The sequence below is a fragment of the Microbispora sp. H13382 genome (assembly GCF_014161445.1).
Taxonomy (GTDB): domain Bacteria; phylum Actinomycetota; class Actinomycetes; order Streptosporangiales; family Streptosporangiaceae; genus Microbispora.
Window position 1 is genome coordinate 137,092 of record NZ_JABBXA010000003.1, and the last position, 25,031, is coordinate 162,122.

Annotated in this window: 25 protein-coding genes; 11 read left to right on the forward strand and 14 right to left on the reverse strand. The window is 72.9% G+C overall.

All coding sequences use genetic code 11. From position 1 onward, the window contains the following. Positions 1–10: 10 nt before the first annotated feature. The 4 genes from ssuE to HHX41_RS08295 all read right to left on the reverse strand — a co-directional run bounded on the left by ssuE (position 11) and on the right by HHX41_RS08295 (position 3,986). Complete coding sequence (gene ssuE / locus HHX41_RS08280; RefSeq protein WP_169985812.1) at positions 11–562, reverse strand: NADPH-dependent FMN reductase; 552 nt, start codon at positions 560–562, stop codon at positions 11–13. A 28-nt stretch (positions 563–590) separates the two neighbouring features. Then, on the reverse strand, positions 591–1,817 hold the full coding sequence (locus HHX41_RS08285; RefSeq protein ID WP_182905448.1) for an SfnB family sulfur acquisition oxidoreductase: 1,227 nt from the start codon (positions 1,815–1,817) through the stop codon (positions 591–593). A gap of 4 nt (positions 1,818–1,821) precedes the next feature. Then, complete coding sequence (gene sfnG, locus HHX41_RS08290) at positions 1,822–2,955, reverse strand: dimethylsulfone monooxygenase SfnG (protein WP_169985808.1); 1,134 nt, start codon at positions 2,953–2,955, stop codon at positions 1,822–1,824. Between the two features lie 104 nt (positions 2,956–3,059). After that, positions 3,060–3,986: a LysR family transcriptional regulator gene (locus HHX41_RS08295; RefSeq protein WP_182905449.1), complete on the reverse strand. Its 927-nt coding sequence runs from the start codon at positions 3,984–3,986 to the stop codon at positions 3,060–3,062. Positions 3,987–4,126: 140 nt separating this feature from the next. Here HHX41_RS08295 and HHX41_RS41645 point away from each other — a divergent pair, with 140 nt between their 5' ends. Beyond that, positions 4,127–5,350 (forward strand): acyl-CoA dehydrogenase family protein, encoded by a 1,224-nt coding sequence (locus HHX41_RS41645; RefSeq protein ID WP_310741840.1) that lies wholly within the window; start codon positions 4,127–4,129, stop codon positions 5,348–5,350. Between the two features lie 18 nt (positions 5,351–5,368). On the opposite strand, the gene HHX41_RS08305 is transcribed toward HHX41_RS41645, so the two are convergent. After that, positions 5,369–6,370, reverse strand: a complete 1,002-nt coding sequence (locus tag HHX41_RS08305) for a hypothetical protein (protein ID WP_182905450.1) — start codon at positions 6,368–6,370, stop codon at positions 5,369–5,371. Between the two features lie 149 nt (positions 6,371–6,519). Beyond that, entirely contained in the window at positions 6,520–7,458 is a 939-nt protein-coding gene (locus HHX41_RS08310; RefSeq protein WP_169985803.1) for an aldo/keto reductase, read from the reverse strand. A gap of 35 nt (positions 7,459–7,493) precedes the next feature. Here HHX41_RS08310 and HHX41_RS08315 point away from each other — a divergent pair, with 35 nt between their 5' ends. From HHX41_RS08315 to mshC, 6 genes are all read left to right on the forward strand, one after another. After that, positions 7,494–8,312 carry an undecaprenyl-diphosphate phosphatase gene (locus HHX41_RS08315; protein WP_169985801.1) on the forward strand — a complete coding sequence of 273 codons (819 nt, stop codon included), beginning with the start codon at positions 7,494–7,496 and terminating at the stop codon, positions 8,310–8,312. Beyond that, positions 8,309–9,010 carry a histidine phosphatase family protein gene (locus HHX41_RS08320; protein ID WP_169985800.1) on the forward strand — a complete coding sequence of 234 codons (702 nt, stop codon included), beginning with the start codon at positions 8,309–8,311 and terminating at the stop codon, positions 9,008–9,010. The genes HHX41_RS08315 and HHX41_RS08320 overlap by 4 nt, the downstream gene beginning before the upstream one ends. Positions 9,011–9,019: 9 nt before the next feature. After that, entirely contained in the window at positions 9,020–9,589 is a 570-nt protein-coding gene (locus HHX41_RS08325; protein ID WP_182905451.1) for a DUF3090 family protein, read from the forward strand. A 57-nt stretch (positions 9,590–9,646) separates the two neighbouring features. Continuing rightward, positions 9,647–10,408: an SCO1664 family protein gene (locus HHX41_RS08330; RefSeq protein ID WP_169985796.1), complete on the forward strand. Its 762-nt coding sequence runs from the start codon at positions 9,647–9,649 to the stop codon at positions 10,406–10,408. A gap of 94 nt (positions 10,409–10,502) precedes the next feature. Further along, entirely contained in the window at positions 10,503–11,267 is a 765-nt protein-coding gene (locus HHX41_RS08335) for an NRDE family protein (protein ID WP_310741841.1), read from the forward strand. Positions 11,268–11,277: 10 nt separating this feature from the next. Beyond that, entirely contained in the window at positions 11,278–12,489 is a 1,212-nt protein-coding gene (gene mshC, locus HHX41_RS08340) for a cysteine--1-D-myo-inosityl 2-amino-2-deoxy-alpha-D-glucopyranoside ligase (RefSeq protein WP_182905453.1), read from the forward strand. A 122-nt stretch (positions 12,490–12,611) separates the two neighbouring features. On the opposite strand, the gene HHX41_RS08345 is transcribed toward mshC, so the two are convergent. From HHX41_RS08345 to HHX41_RS08355, 3 genes are all read right to left on the reverse strand, one after another. After that, complete coding sequence (locus HHX41_RS08345) at positions 12,612–13,247, reverse strand: snapalysin family zinc-dependent metalloprotease (RefSeq protein WP_259400780.1); 636 nt, start codon at positions 13,245–13,247, stop codon at positions 12,612–12,614. 148 nt (positions 13,248–13,395) lie between these two features. Continuing rightward, a complete protein-coding gene (locus HHX41_RS08350; protein WP_169985789.1) occupies positions 13,396–13,536 on the reverse strand; it encodes a hypothetical protein in 141 nt (46 codons plus the stop codon). 16 nt (positions 13,537–13,552) lie between these two features. After that, complete coding sequence (locus HHX41_RS08355) at positions 13,553–14,203, reverse strand: class E sortase (RefSeq protein ID WP_310741842.1); 651 nt, start codon at positions 14,201–14,203, stop codon at positions 13,553–13,555. A 762-nt stretch (positions 14,204–14,965) separates the two neighbouring features. Between HHX41_RS08355 and HHX41_RS08360 the strand changes: the two genes are divergently transcribed. The 4 genes from HHX41_RS08360 to HHX41_RS08375 all read left to right on the forward strand — a co-directional run bounded on the left by HHX41_RS08360 (position 14,966) and on the right by HHX41_RS08375 (position 19,269). Continuing rightward, positions 14,966–15,697, forward strand: coding sequence for a hypothetical protein (locus HHX41_RS08360; protein ID WP_182905454.1), 732 nt, complete (start codon positions 14,966–14,968; stop codon positions 15,695–15,697). A gap of 361 nt (positions 15,698–16,058) precedes the next feature. Beyond that, the gene (locus HHX41_RS08365) at positions 16,059–16,742 is read left to right on the forward strand and encodes a hypothetical protein (protein ID WP_182905455.1); all 684 of its coding nucleotides are present in this window, start codon (positions 16,059–16,061) and stop codon (positions 16,740–16,742) included. Continuing rightward, positions 16,735–18,498, forward strand: coding sequence for a DUF4012 domain-containing protein (locus HHX41_RS08370; RefSeq protein ID WP_182905456.1), 1,764 nt, complete (start codon positions 16,735–16,737; stop codon positions 18,496–18,498). Before HHX41_RS08365 ends, HHX41_RS08370 begins: the two co-directional genes overlap by 8 nt. Before the next feature lie 84 nt (positions 18,499–18,582). Then, positions 18,583–19,269, forward strand: coding sequence for a hypothetical protein (locus HHX41_RS08375; protein ID WP_182905457.1), 687 nt, complete (start codon positions 18,583–18,585; stop codon positions 19,267–19,269). On the opposite strand, the gene HHX41_RS08380 is transcribed toward HHX41_RS08375, so the two are convergent. The 5 genes from HHX41_RS08380 to HHX41_RS08400 form a co-directional block, all read right to left on the reverse strand. Next, on the reverse strand, positions 19,256–20,635 hold the full coding sequence (locus HHX41_RS08380) for a polysaccharide biosynthesis tyrosine autokinase (RefSeq protein WP_182905458.1): 1,380 nt from the start codon (positions 20,633–20,635) through the stop codon (positions 19,256–19,258). The two genes, HHX41_RS08375 and HHX41_RS08380, sit on opposite strands and share 14 nt — an antisense overlap. 5 nt (positions 20,636–20,640) lie before the next feature. Beyond that, on the reverse strand, positions 20,641–21,669 hold the full coding sequence (locus HHX41_RS08385) for an MraY family glycosyltransferase (RefSeq protein ID WP_182905459.1): 1,029 nt from the start codon (positions 21,667–21,669) through the stop codon (positions 20,641–20,643). Then, positions 21,666–22,658: an NAD-dependent epimerase/dehydratase family protein gene (locus HHX41_RS08390; RefSeq protein WP_182905460.1), complete on the reverse strand. Its 993-nt coding sequence runs from the start codon at positions 22,656–22,658 to the stop codon at positions 21,666–21,668. The genes HHX41_RS08385 and HHX41_RS08390 overlap by 4 nt, the downstream gene beginning before the upstream one ends. A gap of 97 nt (positions 22,659–22,755) precedes the next feature. Further along, on the reverse strand, positions 22,756–23,700 hold the full coding sequence (locus HHX41_RS08395; RefSeq protein WP_182905461.1) for an NAD-dependent epimerase/dehydratase family protein: 945 nt from the start codon (positions 23,698–23,700) through the stop codon (positions 22,756–22,758). Beyond that, the gene (locus tag HHX41_RS08400) at positions 23,697–24,884 is read right to left on the reverse strand and encodes a glycosyltransferase (protein WP_182905462.1); all 1,188 of its coding nucleotides are present in this window, start codon (positions 24,882–24,884) and stop codon (positions 23,697–23,699) included. The genes HHX41_RS08395 and HHX41_RS08400 overlap by 4 nt, the downstream gene beginning before the upstream one ends. Between the last annotated feature and the right edge of the window lie 147 nt (positions 24,885–25,031).

Below are 25,031 nucleotides of genomic sequence, written 5' to 3' on the forward strand. Positions count from 1 at the left end.
GGCATTCCCTTCAGGACGCGGCCAGCAGCGGGCGGCGCGCGGCCACGGCCGACGCGAAGGCGTCGACCACGCGGTAGAGCGGGGCGGCGTGCTCCGGGTCGAGGCCGGCCTCGCCGTCGCGGACCGCGATGTGCCGGTCCAGGACGAACCATCCCGGCACGACGTGGTCGGCCCCGAGCGAGGTCAGGACCGGGCGGAGCGCGTAGTCGATGGCCAGCACATGGGCGGGGCTGCCGCCGGTGACGACCGGCAGCACGACCTTGCCCGCGAGCGCGAACTGCGGCAGCAGGTCGAGCACCGTCTTCAGCAGCCCGCTGTAGGCGGCCTTGTAAACGGGGGAGGCGACCAGGACGCCGTCCGCCTCCTCGACGAGGCGGACGACCTCGGCGATGCGCGGATGCCGCGTGTCGGCCGACAGCAGCGCCTCCGCCGGCAGGTCGCGCGCCTGCACGCCGTCGACCTCGTGGCCGAGGAGGCGCAGCCGGTCGGCGAGGTGCGCGCAGAGGGCGGCGGTACGCGAGACCGCCGAGGGGCTGCCGGACAGGACGACGATGGTGGACATGGCGGAACCTCCGTCAGATGGGACCGGATCAGATCAGGCCGTGCCGCGGGGGCAGGGTCCGGTTCAGCGCGTACCTGCCGATGTGCTGGATCTTCCAGCGGACGGGATCGTGCAGGGTGTGGGTGCGGGCGTTGCGCCAGTGCCGGTGCAGGTTGAGCGAGTCCAGCGCCGACCTGGTGCCGGCCACCTCGAACAGCGCGTCGGTCACCTCGACGGCGGCCGGATCGGCGAAGGCCTTCGCCGTGGCGACCGCGATGGACGCCGCCGCGGCGGTCTCGTCGTCGAGCCGTTCCCGCGCGCGGTCGACCGCCCGCCCGGCCTCGCCCAGCAGGGCCTCGGCGGCCCGTACGGAGACCTCCAGCTCGCCGAAGCGCTGGATGGTCAGGGGGTCGTCGGCGGCGTGGTCGGCCCCGCTCTCGAACCACGGCCTGCTGCGGGTGCGGACGAACTCGGCCGCCTCGGTGAGCGCGGCGCGGGCGATGCCCACGTCGATCGCGGCGTGCAGCAGCTGCGCGTGGGCGCCGTGCAGCTGCGGCCCGGTGAAGGTCAGGTGGTGGGGGACGACGCGGTCGGCGGGCACCCGCACACCCTCCAGCCGGACCGTGCCGCTGGCCGTGGTGCGCTGGCCCATGCCGTCCCAGTCGTCCACGATCGTGAGGCCGGGCGCGCCGGCCGGCACGTACGCGACGACGAGCCGGTCGGCGGGGTCCTTGGCCAGCACGGTGATCCAGTCGGCGAAAAGGGCGCCGGTGGAGTAGTGCTTGACGCCGTCGAGGACGAAGCCGCCGTCCTCGGCGGGGCGCAGGCGGGTGCGGTAGTCCTGCACGTGCCTGGTGCCCGCCTCCGACTGGGCGTTGCCGAACCGCCTGCCCGCCAGGACCTCGGCGAAGAAGAACGCCCGCTGCGCCGCCGACCCCCGCTGCCGCAGCACGTTGACGTACACGAAGTGGCTCTGCGGGATCTGGGCGATGTTGGGGTCGGCGGTGGCGAGCAGGCGGACGACCTCGGCCAGCGTGGCGGTCCGCACGTCGGCGCCGCCGTGCTCACGGGGGACGGTGATGCCGAGCAGGCCGCTCAGCGAGAGCTCGGCCAGCTCGGCGACCGGGAGCACCCGGCGGGCGTCCCGTTCGGCGGCGCCGCTCGCGAACCGCCCGGCCAGCTCGGCGGCGACGGCGAGGGCCTCCTCGTCGCCGGTGACGACGTGCGCGGTCCCCGATGCGTGAACGGGTGCGGGGACGGTCGTGAGATCGGTCATGGTGTCAGGCCCGGGCCGGTTCCACCGGGAACGCGCCCTGCGCCGCGAGTTCCGCCTCCAGCTCGCGGATGATGGGCAGCACGTGGCGGCCGAAATACTCGACCTCCTCGTGGTAGTGCAGGAAGCCGAGCAGCAGCAGGTCGACGCCGCGCTTCTTGTACTCGATCGCCCGGTACGCGATCTGCTCCGGCGTGCCGATGAGGCGGGTGCGGAAGCCGTCGTTGTACTGCACCAGGTCCTCGAACGAGGAGTCGGCCCACATCCCCCGTCCGTCCTGGGCGGACCTGCCCGCCTGCCGGACCGCGTCGCGGAACCCGTGGACGGCCTCGACGTCGGCCTTGGCCACGATCTCGCGCAGCGTCGCGCGCGCCTCGGCCTCGGTGTCCCTGGCGATGAGGAAGCCGTTCAGGCCGAACCTCACCCGGCGGCCGTGGGCCCGCGCCGCCGCGCCGACCTCCTCGACCTGCTCGGTGACGCCGTCGAAGTCCTTGCCGTTGCTGAAGTACCAGTCCGACACCCGGCCGGCCATGGCTCGCGCGGCGGTGGAGTTGCCGCCCTGGAAGATCTCGGGGTGCGGGCGGCCGGGTGCGGAGAGCGGTTTGGGCTGCAGGTCGTACCCGTGCAGCCGGTAGAAGTCGCCCTGGAACTCCGCCTTGTCCTCGGTCCAGCTCGCCCGCAGGACGCGGATGAACTCCTCGGCCCGGCGGTAGCGCTCGTCGTGCTCCAGCCACGGCTCGCCCAGGGCGGTGAACTCACCCTTGAACCAGCCGCTCACCACGTTGACGGCGACCCGGCCGCCCGACAGGTGGTCGGCGGTGCTCAGCAGCTTGGCCAGCACCGCCGGGTGCCACAGGCCCGGATGCACGGCGGCGATCACCTTCAGCCGCCGGGTGGCGAGCAGCAGCGCCAGGCTGAAACTCGTCGACTCCTGCTGGTACGCGGCGCCGTAGCTGGCCATGTAGCGCACCTGGGACAGCGCGTACTCGAAGCCGTTGTCCTCGGCGAGCACCGCCAGCTTCCGGTTGTAGTCGTAGCTCCAGTCGGTGCGCTGCTCGATCGTGCTGGTGACGAGCCCGCCGCTGACGTTGGGCACCCAGTAGGCGAACCGCAGCGGCTCGGGACTGACGTTCGCGGACACGAAGGACCCCTTCCAGATATTTCCTACTCAGATACTCGGGATCCTACGGCGACGCCGCCCGGAGTTCCACACGCGATCGGCGGGGGAGTGATAGGGCCGCCCTGTCACCCGGCGGCGCGTGCCCGTGCGCCGGTGCGGCATTCGCGTGCCCGGTCCACAAGGAGCCGGTGGAGGTCGCGGGCCACCCGGGGGCCCGAGGCGGAGCGCTGCGACTGGATCACCAGGAGGACCTCCGCCACGCGCTGCGCCAGCGGCCGGTAGGTGATGGCGCCGTTGCGCAGGAGAGGGTCGCCGGCCACGCTGAACTCGGGAAGCACGGTGGCGCCGAGCCCTTCGGCCACCATGAGCTTGCCCATCTCGGCGCCGTCGGTCGAATACGAGAACGACGGCGCCCGCCCGCCGAGGAGACGGTGCACCAGACGGTGCATGACATAGCCGGCGCGCATCACGATCAGGGGCTCGCGGAGCAGGTCGGCGACCTCGATCGCGGGCAGCGAGGCCAGCGGGCTGTCCGGCCGTACGCACACGACCGGGCGGCCGCGCAGCAGCTCGGTCGTGGCGAGGTCGGGCGGCAGGTCGTCGCCGCTCAGGTAGTTCACCAGCCCCAGGTCGAAGCTGCCCTCCCGGATGCGCCGGTGGATCTCGGCCTGCTGCGCGCCGACGACCTCGACCTGTGTCGCCGGATGGGCCTCGCGGAAGGCCCGTACGGCGGGGATCAGCAGCGGGACGGTGGCCGCGTTGACCGTGCCCAGCCTGACCATGCGGGCCATGTGGTGCTGCTCGTCGGCCGCGCCGCGCAGGCGGTCCACCGCCTCCAGCACGCCGTTGATGTACGGCAGCAGCTCGCGGCCCTTGTCGCTGATCGTGGCGCCGGACCGGCGCCGCTCCAGCAGGTCGACGCCGAGCTCGCGCTCCAGGTTGCGCACGGTCTCGCTCAGGGCCGGCTGGGACAGGTGCAGATGGTCGGCCGCCCGGCGCAACGAGCCGAGGCGGGTCACCGCGCGGATGTACTCAAGCTGCTCGATGCGCATCGTCGTCCACCTTGTCAGGGGGTGTTCAAGGGCGACCCTACCGGTCGTTCGGCGATTTCCCTACTCAACAAGTAGAGAATGTTGCCTAACCTGGTGAGCGACAGCCGGCGCGACGCGCCGCACACGAGAGGAGACGACACGTGACCATCGCTCACGCCAGCCGGACGGAGTGGACGGACGGACCCGCGCCGCGCACTCCCGACGAGTGGATCGCGCGCGCCGGCGAGGTGGCGGCCGTCCTCGCGGTGGACGCCGCCGAGCGCGACAGGGCCGCGAAGACCCCGTACGCCGAGATCGGGCTGCTCAAGGACTCGGGCCTGGTCACGCTGCTCGGCCCGGCCGGGCACGGCGGCGCGGGGCAGGACTGGCCCACCGCCTACCGGGTCGTCCGCGAGGTGGCCGCGGCCGACGGCTCGATCGGTCAGCTGCTCGGCTACCACTACCTGTGGAACTGGGCGGCACGCCTGGTGGGCACCCGCGAGCAGTGGGAGCGGATCGAGGCCGGCGCCGCACGGCACCGGTGGTTCTTCGGCGGGGCCGTCAACCCCCGCGACCGGGACATCGTCGTGCGCGACGAGGGCGACACCCTCGTCTTCGACGGCCGCAAGACCTTCTCCACCGGCAGCAAGGTCTCCGACGTCACCGTCCTTGAGGGCGTGCTGGAGGGCACTGACAAGCACGTCTTCGCCGTCGTCCCCTCCGGCTCCGAAGGGCTCGCCTTCCACGACGACTGGGACAACATCGGCCAGCGGCTGACCGAGAGCGGCAGCGTCACCGTCTCCGGCGTGCGCGCGCCGTGGAGCGACGCCCTGGGATACGTGGACAAGGAGTTCCGGCCGCGCGTCTACGCCACTCTCAACGTGCCGACCATCCAGCTCGTGTTCGTCAACTTCTACCTGGGCATCGCCCGCGGCGCGCTGGAGACCGGGCTGGCGTACACGAGGGAGCACACCCGCCCGTGGCTGCACGGCGGACACGAGCGCGCGGTCGACGAGCCGTACGTCATCGACCTCTATGGGGACCTCACCGCCAAGCTGTGGGCGGCCGAGGCGCTGGCCGACGAGGTCGCCCGGGAGGGCCTGTGGTTCCACCTCAACCCGGACGAGGTCACCCCCCGGCTGCGCGGGGAGCACGAGGTGCGGGTGGCCGCGGTCAAGGCGCACGCCACCGACGTGGCCCTGGAGGTCACCTCGCGTGTCTTCGAGGCCACCGGCGCCCGATCGACCGCGTCCCGCCACGGGCTCGACCGGTTCTGGCGCAACGTGCGCACCCACACCCTGCACGACCCCGTGGCGTACAAGCGCCGCGAGGTGGGGGTCTACCGCCTCCGGGACGAGATTCCCGAGCCCACCTGGTACTCCTGAGCGCCGGGGAGGCCGGGCTCAGGCGAGCCGGTGACGCCCCGACCTGCCGGGCAGCCGCAGGCCGCCCTCGAGCGGGATCGACTCGCGCGGCTCCTGCTGCCCGGCGCGCGCCCGCCGTGCCGAGACCACGCGGGTGGCCAGCAGCGCGGACAGCAGCAGCGCCGCGGTGAGGGCCGTCCCCGCCGCGTCGTAGGACCGGGAGGCGTGCGCGGGCGCCCCCCCGGGGCCGCCGCGCAGCTCGGGCAGCCCGGGCAGCTTCTGCCCGGGCCACAGGAGGGGGATCACGCCGTCCTCGTCCGGGTCCACCGTGGACCGGCGGTGCGTCGTGTCCGGCGCGTCCTCGTGCGCCGCGACGAGACGCGGCCGGTACGGCTCGCGCGGAAGGGTGCCCTCTGGGGTCATGGACGCATTCGGCCGGGCCGGCTTCTTGCCGGCCGGCCGTGCGTGCCGCGCACCCTCCGCGTCCTCGCCGCTCTCGCGGTGCCCCTGGGACGCACAGCCCTCGCCAGCGACCAGGGGCAGGCAGGTTCCCTGGACGGCGCGGGTCAGCCCGTCGGTGAGCTTCTGGACGCTCGGGGCGGGGCTGTGCGTGGCGGCGGATCCGCCCGTCACCGCCTGCGCCGCCGCTCCGGTCGCCGTGTCGGCGGCTCCGCTCGCCGCGCCGACCGCGGTGTCCGCCGCTCCGGTCAGCGTCTGGCCGGCCTTGTCGACCGCCTTGCCGACGTCGTGGACCGCCGTGCCCGCGGCGCTGGTGGTCGTCGTCAACGTGTCGTCCACGACCTTCGTGACCGGTTCCGTCACCCCGCCCGTGGCCTTGTCCGCGACGTCGGTCACGCCGTCCGTCAGCTTGCCCACGCCGTCGACCAGTGAGCAGACACCGCCGGTGACGCCCGAGAGCAGGCCACCGCCCCCCGTGCAGTCGAGCGCCTGTGCCGGGGATGCGGCGAGAGGGAGTCCTCCGGCCAGGGCGATCGCGAGAGCCCCGGCGGAGATCGCGGAGGCCTTGCCTACGATCCCCATGTGTCCCCTTCCGCAGTCTCTGGTCCATCCCCCGACATACCCGTCACTCTTCGCCAGAGCGCGGGGTTATGCAGTAGAAAGTTGCAGTTCGGTATCGATGTGTGATACGTGAGGACGATTCTCGTTCGCCTCGCGACCGGGCGCGGCGCTCACGGGTCGGAGACGTCGTCCAGAGCCTCGCGGATCTCCCACGGCAGCGTCAGCTTCTCCGCCTGCAACACGCCGAGGAGTTGCGCGTGGGTGCGCGCGCCGACGATCGCCGACGACACGCCCGGGCGGTCGCGCACCCAGGCGAGCGCCACCGCGAGCGGCGACACGCCGAGCCCCTCGGCCGCCGTGGTCACCGACTCCACGATGCTGCGGCACCGCTCGTCCAGGTAGGGCCGGACGAACTCGGCGAAGTGCGGGGTGGCGGCGCGGGAGTCGGCGGGGATCCCGGTGCGGTACTTGCCGGTCAGCACGCCGCGTCCCAGCGGCGACCAGGCGAGGACCCCGGCGCCCACGTGCCCCGCGGCCGGCAGCAGCTCCTCCTCGGCGTCCCTGGCCAGCAGGGAGTACTCCACCTGCGCCGCGACGATCGGGGCCCGCGCGTCGCCGCACCGCTGCCAGGTGGCGGCGGCCGCGAGCTGCCAGCCGGTGTAGTTGCACACGCCCGCGTAGGCCGTACGGCCGGTGGAGACGGCGAAGTCGACGGCGGCGAGCGTCTCCTCCAGCGGCACCCGGGGGTCGAACGCGTGGAGCTGCCACAGGTCGACCTCCTCCAGCCCGAGCCGGGCCAGGGAGGCGTCGAGCGCCTGGATGAGGTGACGGCGGGAGGCGTCCCGCTCCCCGCCGGGGGTGAGCACCGCCTTGGTGGCGATCACCAGTTCCCCGCGCGGCACCACGTCGCGGATGAGCCGGCCGATCAGGCGCTCGGCGTCGCCGCCGCCGTACACGTCCGCGGTGTCGATCAGCGTGCCGCCGGCCTCGGCGAAGGCGGTGAGCTGCGCTGTCGCCTCCTCGGCGGAGGTGTCGCGGGCCCAGGTCATCGTGCCGAGCCCGATCCTGGACACCGACAGACCGCTGCGCCCGACTAGTCGCTGGTCCATGGTGCGGACAGACTAGCCGATAGGCTGTCCGCACCATGGACGTACTACAGGCGATCGTGCTCGGGCTCGTGCAGGGTCTCACCGAGTTCCTGCCCATCTCCAGCTCAGCGCACCTGCTGATCGTGCCCAAGCTGGCGGGATGGGACGATCCCGGCGCCCCGTTCACCGCGGTGATCCAGCTCGGCACCATGCTCGCGGTGCTCATCTACTTCTGGCGCGACATCGTCCGGATCACCTGGACGTGGCTGCGCAGCCTGTGGACGCCGGAGCTGCGGGGCGACCTCGACGCGCGCATGGGGTGGTACATCGGCCTGGGCACGATCCCGATCGGCGTCGCCGGCCTGCTGTTCAAGGACGCGATCGAGGGCCCGGCCCGCAACCTGTGGCTGAACGCGGCCATGCTCATCGTCTTCGGCCTGCTGCTGCTCGCGGCCGACCAGATGGGCCGCAAGAAGAAGGAGGTCGCCGACCTCAACATGCGCGACGGCCTGATCATCGGCGCGTGGCAGATGCTGCCGCTGATCCCGGGCGCCTCCCGCTCGGGTTCCACGATGACCGGCGCGATGTTCCTCGGGTACACGCGCGAGGCCGCCGCCCGCTACTCCTTCCTGCTGTCGATCCCGGCGGTGATCCTGTCGGGGCTGTTCGAGCTGCGGCACGTCGGCGACGGCGGCGGCCCGCCGGTGGCGGCGACCCTGATCGCGACCGTCGTGTCGTTCGTCGTCGGGTACGCCTCGATCGCCTGGCTGCTGCGTTACGTCGCGCGCCACTCGACCATCGTCTTCGTCGTCTACCGCGTCTTCGCGGGGACGTTCCTCCTCACGTTGCTGACCCTCGGGGTGGTGCAGTCATGACGACCGTTCTGCTCGTACGGCACGGTCTCACCGCGATGACCGGCCCGGTGCTGGCCGGCTGGACCCCGGGCGTCCACCTCGACGAGCGCGGCAGGGAGCAGGCGCGTGCGGTGGCCGAACGGCTCGCGCCCCTGGAACTGGACGCCATCGTGTCCAGCCCGCTGGAGCGGTGCCGGGAGACCGCCGCCGCCGTCGCCGAGGGGCGCGCGCTCACGGTCGAGACCGACGACAGGTTCGGCGAGTGCGGCTACGGCGACTGGACGGGCAGGCCGTTGAAGGAGCTCGCCGAGGAGCCGCTGTGGCGGGTCGTGCAGGCCCATCCCAGCGCGGCGGTGTTCCCCGGCGGTGAGGCCCTGGCGGAGGTGCAGAACCGCGCCGTGCGGGCCGTACGCGACTGGAACGAGCGGCTCGGCGAGAAGGCCACCTACATGGTGTGCAGCCACGGGGACGTGATCAAGGCGATCGTGGCCGACGCGCTCGGCCTCCACCTGGACCAGTTCCAGCGCATCACGGCCGACCCCGCCTCCGTCACGGTGATTCGCTACACCCCCCTGCGTCCCTTCCTGCTCAGGGCGAACGACGTGGGCGGGGGAGTGGCCAACCTGGTGCCCCCACCGGAGGTGTCGGAGGACGAAGACGGGGGAGAAACCCTCACCGGAAGCGACGCCGCCGTCGGCGGCGGACCCGGGACCACATAAGGTCGGGCTATGCCGGTCTTCGACTACGATCCGCCTGACAGGTTCGTGGCCGGTGCCGTGGGGCAACCGGGCGCACGAGCCTTCTTCCTGCAGGCCCGAGGCCAGGGCAGGATCACCACGGTGGCGCTCGAGAAGTTCCAGGTCGCCGTGCTGGCCGACCGCCTCGACGAGCTGCTCGACGAGGTGCTGCGGCGCAGCGGGGGGCGCGCGCCGGTCCCGGCCATGGCCCCGGCGGAACTGGCCGACGAGGGCCCCCTCGACCTGCCGATCGACGAGGACTTCCGGGTTGGGACGATGGCGCTCGCCTGGGATCCCGAGACCGCGCAGGTGATCATCGAGGCGCAGGAGGCGACGGAGGGCGACGAGGAGGACGAGCCGCCGCTGGACGACGACCGGCCCGAGCCCGCCGTCCTCAGGGTGCGGATCAGCGCCGCCGCCGCCCGCGCCTTCAGCCGCCGGGCGCTCGATGTGGTCGCAGCGGGCCGCCCGCCGTGCCCGCTGTGCGGCCGGCCGCTCGATCCCGAGGGGCACATCTGCGTCCGCCTCAACGGCCACCATCCCGGGGTGTTCTCGGCATGAGAGGCACGGCGTGAACGGCTGGAAGGGCGGCGGCGCGCCGCGCGGGCGAGGAACCGGATGACGACGGAGGACGAGGCGAGCATCAGCGACGTGGACGGGCCGGGGCTGGACGACGCGGCGGCCATGCGCCTGCTGCGGGAGGGCACCTTAGAAGTGGCCGGGCGACTCGTCGAGGCCACGAACATGACGCTTTACTGCTCCATCAGCGACGGTGAGCACGCGGCGGCGTGCGTGTACAAGCCGGTGCGCGGGGAGCGCCCCCTTTGGGACTTCCCCGACGGCACGCTGGCGGCCCGTGAGGTGGCCGCCTACGAGGTGGCGGCCGCCACCGGATGGCGCATCGTGCCGCCGACCGTCTACCGGGACGGCCCCTTCGGCCCGGGGATGGTGCAGCTGTGGATCGACGCCGATCCCGAGGCCGACCTGATGGCCCTCATGCGCAGCCGCAACCCCGCGCTTCGCCGCATGGCCGTCTTCGACGCCGTGGTGAACAACGCCGACCGCAAGGGCGGCCACCTGCTGCCGCTGCCCGACGGGCACGTCTACGGGGTCGACCACGGGGTCTGCTTCGCGGTGGAGGACAAGCTGCGCACCGTGCTGTGGCAGTGGCGCGGCAAGACGCTGCCGCGCGAGTCGGTCAACGTGCTGGTGCGGCTGGAGCGCGAGATCGAGCGCGGCCGCCTCGGCCGGCGCCTGCGTGAGCTGCTGACCCAGGCCGAGGTGGAGGCCACGTGGGAGCGGGTCAAGAGGCTGCTGGCCACCGGGGTCCACCCGCACCCCTCCGAGGACTGGCCCGCGATCCCGTGGCCCCCGATTTGATCGCCGCAGACAGGCTTGCGCAAAACGTGCGGATTGTGCACTCTGCAGGGGTCTCTACCGATATTGGAGGGAACGCGCATTGTGTACGGTCATCGTGAGCGTTGAGCCGGAGTCCGGTACGCCCGTGCTCCTCGCGGGAGTGCGTGACGAGTTCGTCGTGCGGCCGTGGATGTCGCCGGACCGGCACTGGCCCGCGTATCCCGGCCTGGTCGGCGGCCGCGACCTGGAGGCGGGCGGCACCTGGCTGGCCGCCGATCCCGTGGGGCGGCGCGTGGCGGCGCTGCTCAACGGAGAGGGGACGGCGGCTCCGGCGGGCCGGCGTCACTCACGGGGCGAACTGCCCCTCCTGGCCGCCGCCACGGGGGAGCTCCCGTCGCTCGACCTGTCCTGGTACGACCCCTTCCACCTCGTTCTCGGCGGGCTCGACGGCGTACGGCTGTGGAGCTGGGACGGCGAGATCCTGACCGAGGAGAAGCTGCCCGAGGGTGTTCACATGATCGTGAACACGGGCTGGGACCGCGGCGAGAGCGCGCCGCGCACCGCCTGGTTCCGGCCCCGGTTCGCCCGGGCCGCCCGGCCCGGATGGACCACGGGCGGCTCGTCCGAACGGTTCTGGGGGGAGTGGCTCGACCCCGCGTCGGGCGCCGGGCTGGCCTGGGACGATCCCCGCGCGCTGGTCATGCGGCGGCGGCTGCCGGACGGCCGGGTCTTCGCCAGCCTGTCGGTCACGCTGGTCGCCCTCGCGGAGCAGGGGCTGCGCTACGACTTCTGCCCCCAGCCGGACGATCCCGACACCTGGCACCAGATCGACACCTCGTGGACCAGACCGGCTGAACCGGTCCGCCGGCCTCGCGGATAGGCTTCACACCATGCGATCGTGGTCTGCTCCGAATGTCCCCAGGTTGCCTGGTCCGGGCCTTCCGCTCCGTCTGTACGACACCGCCGCCCGTGAGGTGCGGGAGACGGCCCCCTCCGGCGAGGCCCGTCTGTACGTCTGCGGCATCACGCCGTACGACGCCACCCACCTCGGGCACGCCAACACCTACCTCGCCTTCGACCTGGTCAACCGGGTGTGGCGGGACGCCGGCCACGACGTGCACTACACCCAGAACGCCACCGACGTGGACGACCCGCTCCTGGAGCGGGCCGAGGCGACCGGGACCGACTGGCGCTCCCTCGGCGAGCGCGAGATCGAGCTGTTCCGGTCCGACATGGAGGCGCTGCGCATCCTGCCGCCCCGCGAGTACGTCGGGGTCACCGAGACCGTCGGGGAGATCGTCGATCTGATCGTCCGGCTGGCCGAGCGGGGCGCCACGTACGAGATCGACGGGGACGTCTACTTCTCCGTCGCCGCCGCACCCAAGTTCGGCGCGGTCTCGGGCTACTCCGAGGAGACCATGCTGGAGCTGTTCGGCGAGCGCGGGGGCGACCCCGGCAGGCAGGGCAAGCGCCATCCGCTCGACTGGCTGCTCTGGCGGGCGGAACGACCGGGAGAGCCGTCCTGGGAGTCGCCGTTCGGCCCCGGCCGGCCCGGCTGGCACGTCGAGTGCACCGCCATCGCCCTGCGCAACCTGGGCAGCGGCTTCGACGTCGCCGGCGGCGGTTCGGACCTGATCTTCCCCCACCACGAGATGGGCGCCTGCGAAGGCCACGTGGCCACCGGCGAGTGGCCGTTCGCGCGGGCGTACGTCCACGCGGGCATGGTCGGCCTGGACGGCGAGAAGATGTCCAAGTCCAAGGGCAACCTCGTGTTCGTCTCCCGCCTGCGGCAGACGGCCGACCCCATGGCCGTCCGGCTGGCCCTGCTGGCGCACCACTACCGCACGGACTGGGAGTGGACGCCGGACCAGCTCGCCACGGCGGAGGAGAGGCTGGCGCGGTGGCGGGCGGCGGTGGCGCGCCCGGCGGGCCCCGCGGGCGGCCCGGTGCTGGCGGCGGTGCGCGAGTGTCTGACCGGCGACCTCGACGCCCCGGGCGCGCTCGCGGCGATCGACGCCTGGGCGGCGGCGGAGGGCGACGACGCCTCCTCACCGGCGCTGGTGCGCGACATCGCCGACGCGCTCCTCGGCGTCGCCCTCTGACAGATATAGGAGCATCCCTCGCCCTGACGGCACCGGCGCCCCTCGCCTCGGCGGCACGGGCCGTCCCCAGGCCGCGGCCACGACGGGCCTGACCCGGGGACGGCGACCACGCCGGACGCGCTCTACGGCGCGGGAACCAGGTCGCGAGCGGTGTCAGGACGGTCGACGAAGAGCTCGCCGGCGGGTTCCTCCGCGCGGAGGGCGGAGCCGGCGAAGTTCGCCTCGACCGCGCTTTTCTCAGCCGCGCTGGGGTTGGCGTTGGTGCAGCTCACCGGGGCGCTGTGACCGGACATCAGGTCGGTGCAGCGGCCGGTGCGCCGGTCGGGCAGACCGAGGATGTGGCCGATTTCATGGGTGGCGATGCGCAGGGGATAGTAGCCCTCGGCGGTCGCCTCCCTGCCCATCCAGATGGTGCCCCGGCCCAGTCTGGTGACGCTCGTGCGGGGCCAGCCGTTGTCGGCGAGCACCACGAAGTCCGCGGGTGTGCCCGCCACGAGCCGGACGTTGCTGACGGAGGCGTTCCAGACCTGTGCGGCCTGGTCCATCACCGTGCGGAACTCGGCGGCCCTGCTCGCGTCGTACCGCAGCACGCGCACCGCCGCGTTCGCGGCCGTGTTCGCCGCCGTGGCGCCGGCCGGTCCCGCCGCCCGGGCCGGCGACACCGTGAGCAGCACGGCCGCTCCCGTGAGCAGGGCCGCGACGGTCCGGAGGAACCGTGACACTCGCATCGGGGACACTCGCATCGGGGACATTCGCATGGGGGTCTCCTCGGCTGGGGGATGACCACCACGAGGCGCGCCGGTGATCGGGGTGTCTCGGGTGGGGCTGCCGCCAACGTACGTTCGGCGGGCCCGGCGGAGGACAGGCCAATTTCCCCCTACTACCGCGTTATGGAAGGCGGGGCGTTCACCCGATCGGCACCCGGGGGGCCAGCCAGGGGAACACGACGTACCACAGCGCGGCCACCGTCACGCCGGTCAGCAGCAGGACGACGGCCAGCCGGAGCGCGGTGCCGCCGGGCAGCCGCCGCCAGAGGAATCTGTACACGCCGGTTCTCCCTCGGTCAGTCCTGGCGTTCCTCGCGGCGCACGAGCACGCCCTGGACGACCAGGCGCTGCGCCGCGGAGAACTCGGGGTGGCAGGTGGTCATGGTCATCACCGCGGTCGTGGGCCGCCGCCCGGGATGGCCGGGAACGGGGTCGACGACGTCGACCTCCCCGGGATCGACGACCTCCTTGCGCGTGACCTCGTAGGTGTAGCGGGCGTCCCGCGCGTCCACCACGATGTCGTCGCCGCGCCGCAGTTCGTCGAGCCGGTTGAACGGCGCGGCGTAGGTGGTGCGGTGCCCGGAGAGCACGAAGTTGCCCACCTGACCGGGCAGCGCCGTGCCGGGGAAGTGACCGGGGCCCTTGCGCAGCTCCGCCGGCCCGACGCCCTCGACGACCGCGAACCGGTATCCGGCCCCCAGCCGGGGGATGCGCAGCAGCGCCAGGGCGTCGCCGAGCCGCACCGCGCCGGGGCCCGCGTGCCCCCGGTCCCTGTCGAACACCTCGCCGAGCCTCTGCTGGAGCACGTGCTGCTCCCGCTCGGTCTCCGCGCCGGTGCCCCAGAGCAGGTACGCGTAGAACAGCAGCAGGACCAGCCCCGCGGGCAGGCACAGCTCGCCGATGACCCGTACGACCGTCCGCACGGCCCCGTCGTCTTCTTCCCGCACGGACCGAGTATCGCCTTCATGCACAGGCTCGCGGTGGCGCTGGAACGGGCGTTGGTCGAATCTTTGGCACGTCGGCCAAGGGGCGGTGAGTTCGTCACGTGTTCCGCGCCGTATGGCCCGCGCCGTTCGATCGTGTGCGCGGTCCGTCGCCCCACCTGCGGTGGAGGGTGATCGGTCAACGCCGTGAAAAGGTAAACGATCCTTTCGTTAAACACTGAGTGCCGGACCTGGAGGCTCTTCCCCGAATGAGTACAACGGTAGAGCAGCGAAATACCGCTGGTGACTCAGTAAATACTTATTCGCTTGAGCCGGCTTTATCGGGAGTCCGAAGTGGCGCGACAAAACACAGTACCTGTTCTTCTGGCGGTGACGGTTGCGGGCGGCCTGACACTCGGCGCCAACGGCATCGCCAATGCCCAGTCCCACTCTTCGGCGCCAGGGCTCGCCGCCCATCCGGATCGGTGCGGACCCGGACCCTGCGACCCCGTGGTCGCCGGGAACGGAAACGCCGGCGGCACAGCCCGGGAGGAGAGGCACTCGAACCCGCCCCACCTGCGCCCGGGCCTCCTGTCGCTTGGCCTGGGCCTGGGGGTAGGGGTAGGGGCTAAGTCCTCGGCCGGCGTAGGAGTGCGGGTCGAGCCTGCCGCGAACGCGGCGATCGGGACTGCCGTGAAGGCGGCGATCGGGACTGCGGCGGACGCGGATTGCGGTTGCGTCCCTGCCACCGATGCGGCCGGGCCTGCTCCGGAGAAGAGCAAGCCGGTGACCAGGCCGGTGACCCAGCCGGAGAGCCGGGTCGAGCCTGTGGTGAAGGCCGAGCCGGAGACCCCGTCCCAGCCTGCGGCCGGGCCTGCTCCGGAGAAGACCGAGGCGGAGGACGAGGCGGAGACCAAGCCCCCGGTGGACGCGGAGGCCGGGCCCGTCGACGCGGACACCGTTGTCGAACCGGTCGTGCCGGCGGCGGTTCGGGAGCAGCGACCGACGACTGTGCCGGAGACTCAGGTGGTCGCACAGCCCAGCGACCACAACGGCGGGTGGCCGACGTGGAACCAGCCCGCGTGGGGTGGCGGCAACGGACCCGGCGTCCGGACGAACAACCAGACGCCGAACGGCAACGCGCCGGCTCAGCCCGTCGTCGCGCCTCTGGGCACGGGCGGCAACGCGGGGATCGCTCCGGCGCAGAACGCCGCGCATAGCGCCCCGGGGGCGCCGCAGGCCGCGCCCGGCGCAGGCGACCTCGAGAACACACCGGAGGAGGAGCCCGAGGAGACTTCCGGCGAGGATGCTCCAGAGAAGACGGTGCCGGAGGCGCCGATGAGGGTGACCCCCGAGGAGGCGGAGCCCGCGGGCGGTCCGGCCGGTGGCGCCGCCCTGCCGTTCACGGGGGCGCCGATGGGAGTCGCCGCCGCGGGCGCGGGCCTGCTCGCCACCGCCCTCTCCCTCGGCTGCGCCCTGCTGTTCTCCCGGCGCCGCCGCTCCGCAGACGCCGAGTAGACGGCGAGGACAACGCCGTTCGCCGTCGTCGGCCCTCGTCTTCGTGCCGGCCGAGGCCGCTCGCTGTCCAGACGTCGAGCACAGGAGCGGTAAGTCCGTCGCGTGTCCCGCGCCGTACGGCCCCCGCGAGCCGTACGGTGTGCGTCTCGCACCATTCCGCCGGGGTTATTCGGCTGTGGTCAACGAAGCGAAAACCTGGACGATCCTTCGGTAAGCACCGTGCGCCGTGATGGAGAGAGTCTTCCCTGGACGCATATAACAGTCGAGCAGCGAAATGTCGCTGGCAATCAGCGCAAATGCTCAATAAATTGAGCGGCCGTTATCGGGAGTCCAAGTGGCGCGAAATAAAATACCTATCTTTGTGGCGGCGGCGGTCGCCGGCGGCCTGGCCCTCGGGATCCCCGGGGCCGCGGCGGCGCAGTCCGTCGGCTTCACCGTCCTCCCGTCGGGCGACGGCGTCTATCCGCCCAGGCCCGTCGTGGTGGAGAACGTCCAGACGCCGACGGAGCCGGTGGTGGTGAGCGACAACCAGGTGACGCAGCCCAACAACAACAACGGCTGGATCTGGCCGCAGAACAACTGGCAGGGCTGGAACTGGCCGCAGGCCTACACCAACAACGACACCACGAACAGCAACGCGCAGCCTGTCGTCGCACCCGTCGGCGCGGGCGGCAACGGCGGGGTCATGCCGGTGCAGAACGCGGTGCAGTCCGCCCAGGGCGCGCCCGAGGCGGCCGGGCCCGTCGGGGAGGAGTCGGAGGAGGTGCCGGAGGAGGAGACCGAGGAGGAGATGCCTGAGGAGGAGACCTTCGACGACGAGGACTTCGAGGACGAGGACTTCGACGAGGCGGCGGGCATGGGCCCCGAGGAGACCATGGGCGGGGGCGGTCCGGCACCGGTCGCCGCGGGTGGCCCGGCCGGAGGCCCGCAGCTGCCGTTCACGGGCGCGCCGATGGGCGTCGCCGCCGCGGGTGCGGGTCTGCTGGCCGTCGCCCTGGGCTGCACGCTGATGTCCGCGAGGCGTCGCCGGTCCAGCGGTGCCTAGTAGGAGGAATCGCCGGCTGGTCGTCGTCGGCCTGCCGTCGCTGGCCCTCGGCCTCGTGCTGGCCGGGGGCTGGGCGGCCCATCTCGGGATGAGCGTGCGCGACCATCTCGAGGCGACGCGGGCCGCCCTGCTCCGGCTGCGCGCGGGCGACGTCAGGTCGGCTTCGGCCGCCAGGGCGCTCGCGGACGCCCGTACGCACGCGGCCGAGGCGCGGCGGCTGACCGGCGGCCTTTACTGGGGGCTGCTCACGCACCTTCCGGTGGTGGGCGACGGCGCGGCGACGGCCAGGGGGCTGGCCGCGTCCGTCGCGGACGTCACCGACGTGCTGACCCGGGTGGAGCGCGCCGCCGCGCCGCTGCTGTCCACGAACGCGCAGTCGCCGGGGGACCTGCGGCGCGCGCTGGCCGCACTCGACGCGATGGCACCCGTGCTGCGCGACGGCGTCGTCCGCGTGGAGGCGGCGAGGTCGCGCGTCGCGCGCACGCCGGCGGCGACGGGGCTGGCCGCCCTGGACGGGGCGCGCGACATCGTGCTCCGCGAGACGGGCTGGCTGCGCGGCATGCTGAGCCAGGGCGCGGACGCCGCGGCTCTCCTGCCGCCCATGCTCGGCGGCGGCGGCCCCCGCCGCTACTTCCTGGCGTTCGAGACCAACGCCGAGGCCCGCGGCACCGGCGGCCTCGTCGGCGCGTTCGGCATCCTCAAGGCCGACGGCGGCAGGGTGTCCGTCACCCGGCTGTCCGCGAACACCGGCATGGCGGCGAGCGCGAAGCCCGTCGCCGACCACGGCCGGGGGTTCGCCTCGCGGTACGGCCGGGGCGCGACAACGACTCTGTCGGTGTCCAATCTCTCCCCGCACTTCCCCTACGCGGCGGTCACCTGGACCGGCTTGTGGCGCCGTCAGACCGGCCAGAAGCTCGACGGGGCCATCGCGACCGACCCGGTCGCCCTCTCCTACATCCTGGGCGCGATCGGGCCGGTGAAACTTCCCGGAGGCGAAACGGTGACGGCGGGCAACGTCGTCGACCTCACCGAACGGGCGGCCTACGCCCGCTACCCCGATCCCGCCGAGCGCAAGAAATACCTGATCAGGATCGCCGGCGCGGTCAGCGAGGCGCTGACCGGCTCGCTGGACCGGCCCACGCGGCTGCTGCCCGCCTTGGAACGCATGGTCAGCGAGCACCGGCTCCGAGTCTGGAGCCGGGCCGAGGACGAGCAGCGCCGCCTGGCGGCCACCCCGCTCGGCGGGGTGCTGCCCGAGCGGCGGGGGCCGTACGCCGGGCTCGTGGTCAACAACTCGGCCGGCACCAAGCTCGACTACTACCTGGACCGCTCGCTCACCTACGAACTCGGCCCGTGCCGCCCGGACGGGCAGCGCACCTCCCGGGTGCGGATCCGGCTGACCAACGACGCGCCGCGCGGGCCGCTGCCGACGTACGTCACCGACCGGCTCGACGACCCCGGGCACCCGCACGCCGCCGGGTCCAACCTGCTCTGGGTCTCGCTGTACGCGGCGGTCGGCGCGAAGGCGACGGCGGTGCGGCTCGACGGGCGGCCCATCTCGTACTACGCGGAGGCCGAGCGGTCCCATCCCGTCTACTCGAAGGTGCTGGAGTTCGCCCCCGGCCAGTCGAGGACGCTGGACGTCGACCTCCTCGAACCGTATTCGGCGGCGGCTCCCGTGGTCCCCGTGCAGCCGCTCGTCCGCCCGCAGAAGACGCTGGTCACGGCCGACGGAACGGGCTGCGGGTCCTCCTGAGAACCCGCGCGAGGGGAACCAGGAAGCGTAAAGCCCGGCGTGCCGCGAGCGGCGGCGCGCCGGGTGCGGTCTAGCGTCCCGCCCATGGAGCGTACGAGTGGTACGAGAGCGGGGGAGGCCGCGGCCGGAGCGATCCCGGAGGCCCGGATCCGGTTCATGGACGGCGCCGGTGAAGCGGGGACGACGACCCCGGACACGATGCGGCAGGACACGGAGACCTTCCGTGTCCTGTTCGTGTGCACGGGGAACATCTGCAGGTCGGCCATGGCCGAGCGGCTCGCCCTGGCCGCGCTCGGGCCGGGTTCGCCGATCGTCGTGAGCAGTGCGGGGAGCCGCGCCCGCGCGGGGCTGCCGATGGCGGAGCGGGCGCGTGAGGTGCTGTCGCGGCTCGGGGGGGATCCGGAGGGCTTCGCCTCGCGCCCGCTCACCGCCGGGGCGGTGGCCGGTGCCGATCTCGTGCTGGCGGCCTCGTCCGAGCACCGCGCCGCAGCGGTGGCTCTGCAGCCGGGCGCGGCCGCACGCGCGTTCACCATCGCCGAGTTCGGCGCGCTGGCTCGTGCGGTTCCTCCGGACAGGGTGCTGCGCCAGGTGGATCCGGTGGGCAGGGCGCGGGTGCTGCTGGAGGAGGCCGGGGCGCTGCGCGGGCTGGTCCGGGTGGACCAGCCCGACATTCCCGACCCCTATGGAGGGCGCCGCAGGGCCTACCGGCAGGCGGCCCGCCGGATCGCCGACTCGCTCGCCGTCCCGATCCGCCTGCTCACACAGGGATAGGCGTGATCTGCCGTGCGGTGTCCTGTTCCACCGGCTCGTATCCGTAGCCCGAGCCGTAGTGGTCGCTCTGCTTGACCGGAGCGAAGTTCAGGACGGCGCCGACGAGGCGGGAGTTGACCGACGACAGCAGTTCCCCGGCGCGCGTCACCTGCTCGCGCCGCGTCCTGCCGTGCCGCACGACGAGCAGCGTGCCGTCGCAGATCGCCCCGAGCGCCGCGGCGTCGGTGACGGGCAGCAGCGGCGGCGCGTCGACGATCACCATGTCGTACTGCTCGGTGAGCTGGGCCAGCACCGCGCGCATGCCCTGCGAGCCGAGCAGCTCGCTGGGGTTCGGCGGCACGCGCCCGCTCGGCAGCACCGACAGGCCGGGCCGGCCCCACGTCTGCACCACTTCGGGCAGGCTCGCCTTGTCGATGAGCACGTCGGTGAGGCCGATGCCGCCCTCGATGCCGAGATAGCCTGGAACGCTCGGGCGCCGCAGGTCGCCGTCGATCAGGATCACCCGCCAGCCTGCCTGCGCCATCGCGATCGCCAGGTTGACCGAGGTGGACGACTTGCCCTCGTTCGGAAGGCAACTGGTGACGACGAGCGACTTCGGCTGCCGGTCCACCCCGATGAACTGCAGGTTGGTCCGCAGCGACCGGAACGACTCCGCCCGCGACGAGCGGCCGCCGCCGGTGATCAGGGGATTCCTGCGGGCGTCGCGCTCGTAGCCGATGACTCCGAGAATCGATGTCCCGGCGACCCGCTGCAGCGTCTCGGCCGTCTTGACGGTCGTGTCCAGGCGGTCGCGCAGCACGAGCCCGCCGACGGACGCGAACAGCGCGATCAGCACGCCGAGCGCCACGTTGACCAGCGGCCGGGGTGCCACGGGCTTCTCGGGAACCTCCGCGCCGTCCACGACGATGACCCGCACCGTGGGCGGGGTCTTGGGCGCCGGCCGCTCGATCTGATCGATCGTCGTGGTGAACGCGGAGCCCAGGGCGTCGGCCCGGTGGGCGGCCCGCACCGGGTCGGTGTCGGCCACGGTGGCGCGCAGCAGCGAGGTGTTGGGAATCGCCTCGGCCGTGATGTCCGCCTCCAGCCCGTGCACGTCACCGCCGCCGGCGATCTTCCCGATCACCCGGCGGCTGGTCAGCAGGGCGGCGTACGATTGCACCCGTTGCTGGGACAGCGTCTCCGCCTGCAGAGCGGTCGAGAGGCCGCCCTGCCCGGCGTCGGCGGAGACCAGCATGGTGATCGTCGCGACGTACCTCGGCGGGGTGCCCGCGGTCACGGCCAGGGCCGCTCCCACGCCGGTGAGCAGCGCGAGCAGCAGGATCCACCAGTATCCGCGCATCAGCCGCGCGTAGTAGAGCAGTTCCACGAGAGTTACCGCCTCACACGAATCGAGGTCGTCGGACGTTTCGCCGGGTAGACCCGGACGCGCTGCGCCAGGATGACGGCCGCGACCGCGGTGGCGGCGGCCCCGGTCACCGCGCCGAACGCCGGGACCCACCCCAGCGTCATCGCCAGGTCGAGAACGCCGGCGGCGGCCGCGAGTGTGGCCAGCGCCAGGGCGGTGAGCCTCTTGCCGAGGCCGAGCCGGTGCAGGCGATGAGAGAGGTGATCGGATCCGCCCTGCAGCAGCGGGCGGCCCGCCCTGCGCCGCGCCAGCAGGACGACGCCGGTGTCGACGGTCGCGACGAACGTGGGCAGCAGCAGGCCCGCGGCCGCCGTGACCGTACCGCTGCCGGTGACCAGCAGGGCGGCCGAGGAGGCGAGGACGAACCCGATGAAAAGAGAGCCGGCGTCGCCCATGAAGATCCTCGCGGGCGCCCAGTTGTGCAGCAGGAAGCCCAGGGCGGCGGGGGACAGGGCCGCCAGGACCAGCCCGATCGCCGGCCGCCCGGAGACGAAGGCACCCGCGGCGAGGAAGGCCGCCGCGGCCACGGTGACGCCGCCGAGCGCGCCGTCCATGTTGTCGAGGAAGTTGAACGAGTTCGTGACCACGACGATCCACAGCGCGGTGATCGGGACGTCCAGGACGCTCCCGGTGAGGGGCGCCACGATCCCGCTCATCACGGCGACCCCGGCCGCCAGTCCCTGTACGGCCAGCCGGGTCGGCGGGGGGAGCGGGATGAGGTCGTCGATCAGGCCGAGCAGCGCCATCGCCACGGCGCCGACGAGGACGCCGGCGACCGGCTTCAGGGCCGGGCCGGCGAGCACGAGCGGCGGGACGAGTGTGCTCAGCGCGATGGCGATCCCCCCCAGGTAGGGGGTGGGCCGCCGGTGCGACTTGTGTCCTCCCGGCCGGTCGAACAGTTCCCAGCGCAGCGCGAGATGCCGCAGTACGGCGGTCGCGGCGGCGCACAGGGCGAACGCGATGCCCCCGGCGGCCAGGGGGGTGGTGCCGTTCACCGGTCCGGTGCCGTGAGTTCGGCGCGGGCGTCGGCGATGGTCTCCAGCAGGATGTCGTCGAGCGTCCGCTTGGGCGCCCATCCGGTGAGTTCGCGGAGCTTGGTGGTGTCGGGCACCCGCCGCGTCATGTCCTCGAAGCCCTTGCCGTACGCCTCCGCGTACGGGACCAGGTCGATCCCGGAGGTGCTGCCGCTCAGTTCCGTGACCAGCTTGGCGAGTTCGAGGATGCTCACCTCGTCGCTGGAGCCGACGTTGAAGGTCTGGCCGATCGCGGAGGAGTCGTCGAGGAGGAGGAGCAGGGCCTCAACGACGTCCCGGACATGCGCGAAGCAGCGGGTCTGCGTGCCGTCTCCGTGGACGGTGAGCGGCGCTCCGCTCAGCGCCTGCCGGATGAGCCGCGGGATGACCATGCCGTAGGCCGGGCTCTGCCGCGGCCCCACGGTGTTGAAGAGCCGGACGATGATCGCCGGTAGCCCGCGCTCCCGGTGGTAGGCGTTGGCCAGGATCTCGTCGACGGCCTTGGCCGTGCTGTACGCCCAGCGGACGATCTCGGGGCTGCCCAGCACGCGGTCGGCCCCCTCGGGCAGTGGCCCGGCGGAGTTCTTCCCGTAGATCTCGCTCGTGCTGGTGACGAGGATCTTCCGCCGGTACCGGTGCGCGGCTCCGATCACGATCTCCGAGCCGCGGATGTTGGTCGTGAGAGACCGCAGGGGGTGCTCGACGATCAGCTTGACCCCCACGGCGGCGGCGAGATGGACCACCACGTCGCATTCGTGGACCAGTTCGTCGACCACGAGCTCGTCCAGGACCGACCCCCGGACGACGCGCAGCCGGTCGTCGCCCGCGTGATGCGCGAGGTTCGCCGCACGGCCGGTCGACATGTCGTCCAGGACGACCACGGACTCCCCGCGCGCCAGCAGGGCGTCGGTCAGGTGTGACCCGACGAAGCCGCTTCCACCTGTTATCAGATATGTGTTCCCGCTCGACATGGTCAACGACTTCTCCCAGCAGTGGCGGTTGAAAGGATCGCTAGTTGAGTGCATGCAGAAAAGGGGGGACGGCGCCGGGCGCGCGCCCGGGGGCTTCTCACCGGGGAGCCGTGCCCTGAGTCTTCTCGAACCACGTCACCGTCAGGCCCAGGCCCTCGCCGAGCGGCACCGGCCGCACGCCGGGGAACCGCTCCAGCAGCAGGCGGGGGGAGGCCTGCGACTCCCGGATGTCGCCCGCGCGGGCGGGGAGGAACTCCGCCTCGACCGGCCGGCCGAGGATCGTCGCCAGCGCGTCCTTCAGGCCCAGCAGGGACACCCGCGTGCCGAACGCGAGGTTCACCGGCGTCGTGCTCGTGACACGGCGGACGGCGGCGTCGGCGAGGATGCCCGCCACCGATCCCACGTAGGTGAAGTCACGGGACTGCCTCCCGTCTCCGTGCACGGGCACCGGCCGGCCGGCCAGCGCCGCGCTCACGAACGCCGGGATGACCGCGGCGTACGCGTGCCCGGCCGGCTGGAGGGGCCCGTACACGTTGAAGAAGCGGAACGGCAGGACCGGCAGGCCGTAGCTCTCCGCGTACGCCAGGGCGTAGGCCTCGGTGGCGAGCTTGCTCGCGCCGTACGGGCTGAGCGGGCGGGTGGGCAGGTCCTCGTGCTTGCACGGCTCGGCGCAGTCGCCGTACACCGAGGAGGAAGAAGCCAGGATCATGTGCGGGCGGGTGGCCCGGCACGCCTCCAGGACGTGGAGCGTCCCCGTGGCGTTGACGGCGTGCGAGGTGAGCGGGTCCTTCACCGACCGGGGCACCGAGGGCCGGGCGGCGAGGTGGATCACGTGCGTGGCGCCGGGCACGAGCTCGGCCAGCAGGTCCCGGTCGAGGATGCTGCCGGTCACGAGGCCGGCCCCGACGCCGGCGAGGTTGGCCGGGTCCCCGCTGCTCAGGTCGTCGAGCACGGTGACGCTCTCGACCTCGGGGCGGGTGACGAGCGTGCGGCAGAGGTTGGCGCCGATGAACCCGGCGCCGCCGGTGACGAGGATCCTCACGCGACGAGCCCCCGGGTGAGCGCGGGCCCGGCGCACAGCGACCGGTAGAGCGCCTCGGTGTCGGCCGTCAGGCGCTCGACCGAGAAGGAGTCCGTCGTCCAGCGGCGCGCGGCCTCACCCATGCGAAGCGCGAGCGCCGGATCCGACAGCAGCCGGAAGACGTGCGCCGCGAGCTCGGCCGCGTCCGGGCCGGCCAGCAGGCCGGTCACCCCGTCGCGGACCACCTCGTGCACGCTGCCCACCCGGGTGGCGACGACGGGCGTCCCGGCCATGCCGGCCTCGATGAGGCTCAGCGGGGTTCCCTCGTTGTCGGACGTCAGCACGACCACGTCGGCGGCGGCGTACACCGTCTCGACGTCCGCCCGCCATCCCAGCAGGTGGAAGGCGTCTGGCAGAGCCGCGATCCCGCGCTCCACCTCCCCGGTGAGCTCGCCGCCGCCGCAGACCGCGAACCGGCACCCGGGCAGGCGCCTGAGCAGGGCCGCCGCCATGGCGAGGAACCGGTCGGGCCGCTTCACCCGGGTGAGCCGGCCGACGAAGGCGACGACGGGCGCGTCCGGCGGGAGGCCCAGGCCGGCGCGGGCCGCCGCGCGGCCGGGGACGGGGCCAAGGCCCACCCCCGGCGGGATCACGACGTACTGCTCGGGACGGCCGATCCCCTCGGCGAGCAGGTCGTCGCGGACCTTCGCCCCCACCGTCACCAGCCGGTCGGACATGGCGGCCAGACGCCGCTCGGCCGAGACGTAGAGGCGGCGCTTGAGCGGAGAGAAGTAACCGTCGAGGAGATGGCCGTGGAACACGTGCACCGTCCGCCCTCCGCCCCAGGCGGGTCCGACCCGGGCGAGCCGGGCCGCCGTACGGCCGAGCGCTCCCGCCTTGGCCGTGCGCGTGTGCACGATGTGCGGCCGGAAGCCGCGCATCTCGGCGGCCAGCCGCAGCAGCGCGCGGCAGTCGTCGGCCGGTCTGACGGAGCGGCCCAGTCCGGGAATCCGGTGCACCCGCAGCGTGGCGTCCCGCAGGCGCATGTGGTCGCCTTCGGCGCCGTCCACGTCCCCTGTGTAGAGGCGGTGGTCGAATTCGTCCGTGTCCAGCCGTTCGTGCAGCCCCAGGATCTGGGTCGCCGGGCCGCCGATGTTCATGCGCGCGATGATTTCCATGACCCGAATGCGGCCGTTCGGTCTCATCACGGGCTCCTCGGTGATGGGCCTGTTCACGTCGGAGAAGCTAACTCGGCATTTGGGCTTTTCACCGGCACCGTCACGGTCCCGGCGAAGCCTTTTCGCATTCCCTACCGACCCATGATCCGGGCGGTTTGGCGCGTGTCCGCCCAC

Excerpts from the sequence above, each read along its gene's own strand:
- ssuE (WP_169985812.1), bottom strand. The coding sequence starts at position 562 with ATGTCCACCATCGTCGTCCTGTCCGGCAGCCCCTCGGCGGTCTCGCGT.
- HHX41_RS08285 (WP_182905448.1), bottom strand. The coding sequence starts at position 1,817 with ATGACCGATCTCACGACCGTCCCCGCACCCGTTCACGCATCGGGGACC.
- HHX41_RS08295 (WP_182905449.1), bottom strand. The coding sequence starts at position 3,986 with ATGCGCATCGAGCAGCTTGAGTACATCCGCGCGGTGACCCGCCTCGGC.
- HHX41_RS08305 (WP_182905450.1), bottom strand. The coding sequence starts at position 6,370 with ATGGGGATCGTAGGCAAGGCCTCCGCGATCTCCGCCGGGGCTCTCGCG.
- HHX41_RS08310 (WP_169985803.1), bottom strand. The coding sequence starts at position 7,458 with ATGGACCAGCGACTAGTCGGGCGCAGCGGTCTGTCGGTGTCCAGGATC.
- HHX41_RS08315 (WP_169985801.1), top strand. The coding sequence starts at position 7,494 with ATGGACGTACTACAGGCGATCGTGCTCGGGCTCGTGCAGGGTCTCACC.
- HHX41_RS08320 (WP_169985800.1), top strand. The coding sequence starts at position 8,309 with ATGACGACCGTTCTGCTCGTACGGCACGGTCTCACCGCGATGACCGGC.
- HHX41_RS08325 (WP_182905451.1), top strand. The coding sequence starts at position 9,020 with ATGCCGGTCTTCGACTACGATCCGCCTGACAGGTTCGTGGCCGGTGCC.
- HHX41_RS08330 (WP_169985796.1), top strand. The coding sequence starts at position 9,647 with ATGACGACGGAGGACGAGGCGAGCATCAGCGACGTGGACGGGCCGGGG.
- mshC (WP_182905453.1), top strand. The coding sequence starts at position 11,278 with ATGCGATCGTGGTCTGCTCCGAATGTCCCCAGGTTGCCTGGTCCGGGC.
- HHX41_RS08345 (WP_259400780.1), bottom strand. The coding sequence starts at position 13,247 with ATGCGAATGTCCCCGATGCGAGTGTCCCCGATGCGAGTGTCACGGTTC.
- HHX41_RS08375 (WP_182905457.1), top strand. The coding sequence starts at position 18,583 with ATGGAGCGTACGAGTGGTACGAGAGCGGGGGAGGCCGCGGCCGGAGCG.
- HHX41_RS08390 (WP_182905460.1), bottom strand. The coding sequence starts at position 22,658 with ATGTCGAGCGGGAACACATATCTGATAACAGGTGGAAGCGGCTTCGTC.
- HHX41_RS08400 (WP_182905462.1), bottom strand. The coding sequence starts at position 24,884 with ATGAGACCGAACGGCCGCATTCGGGTCATGGAAATCATCGCGCGCATG.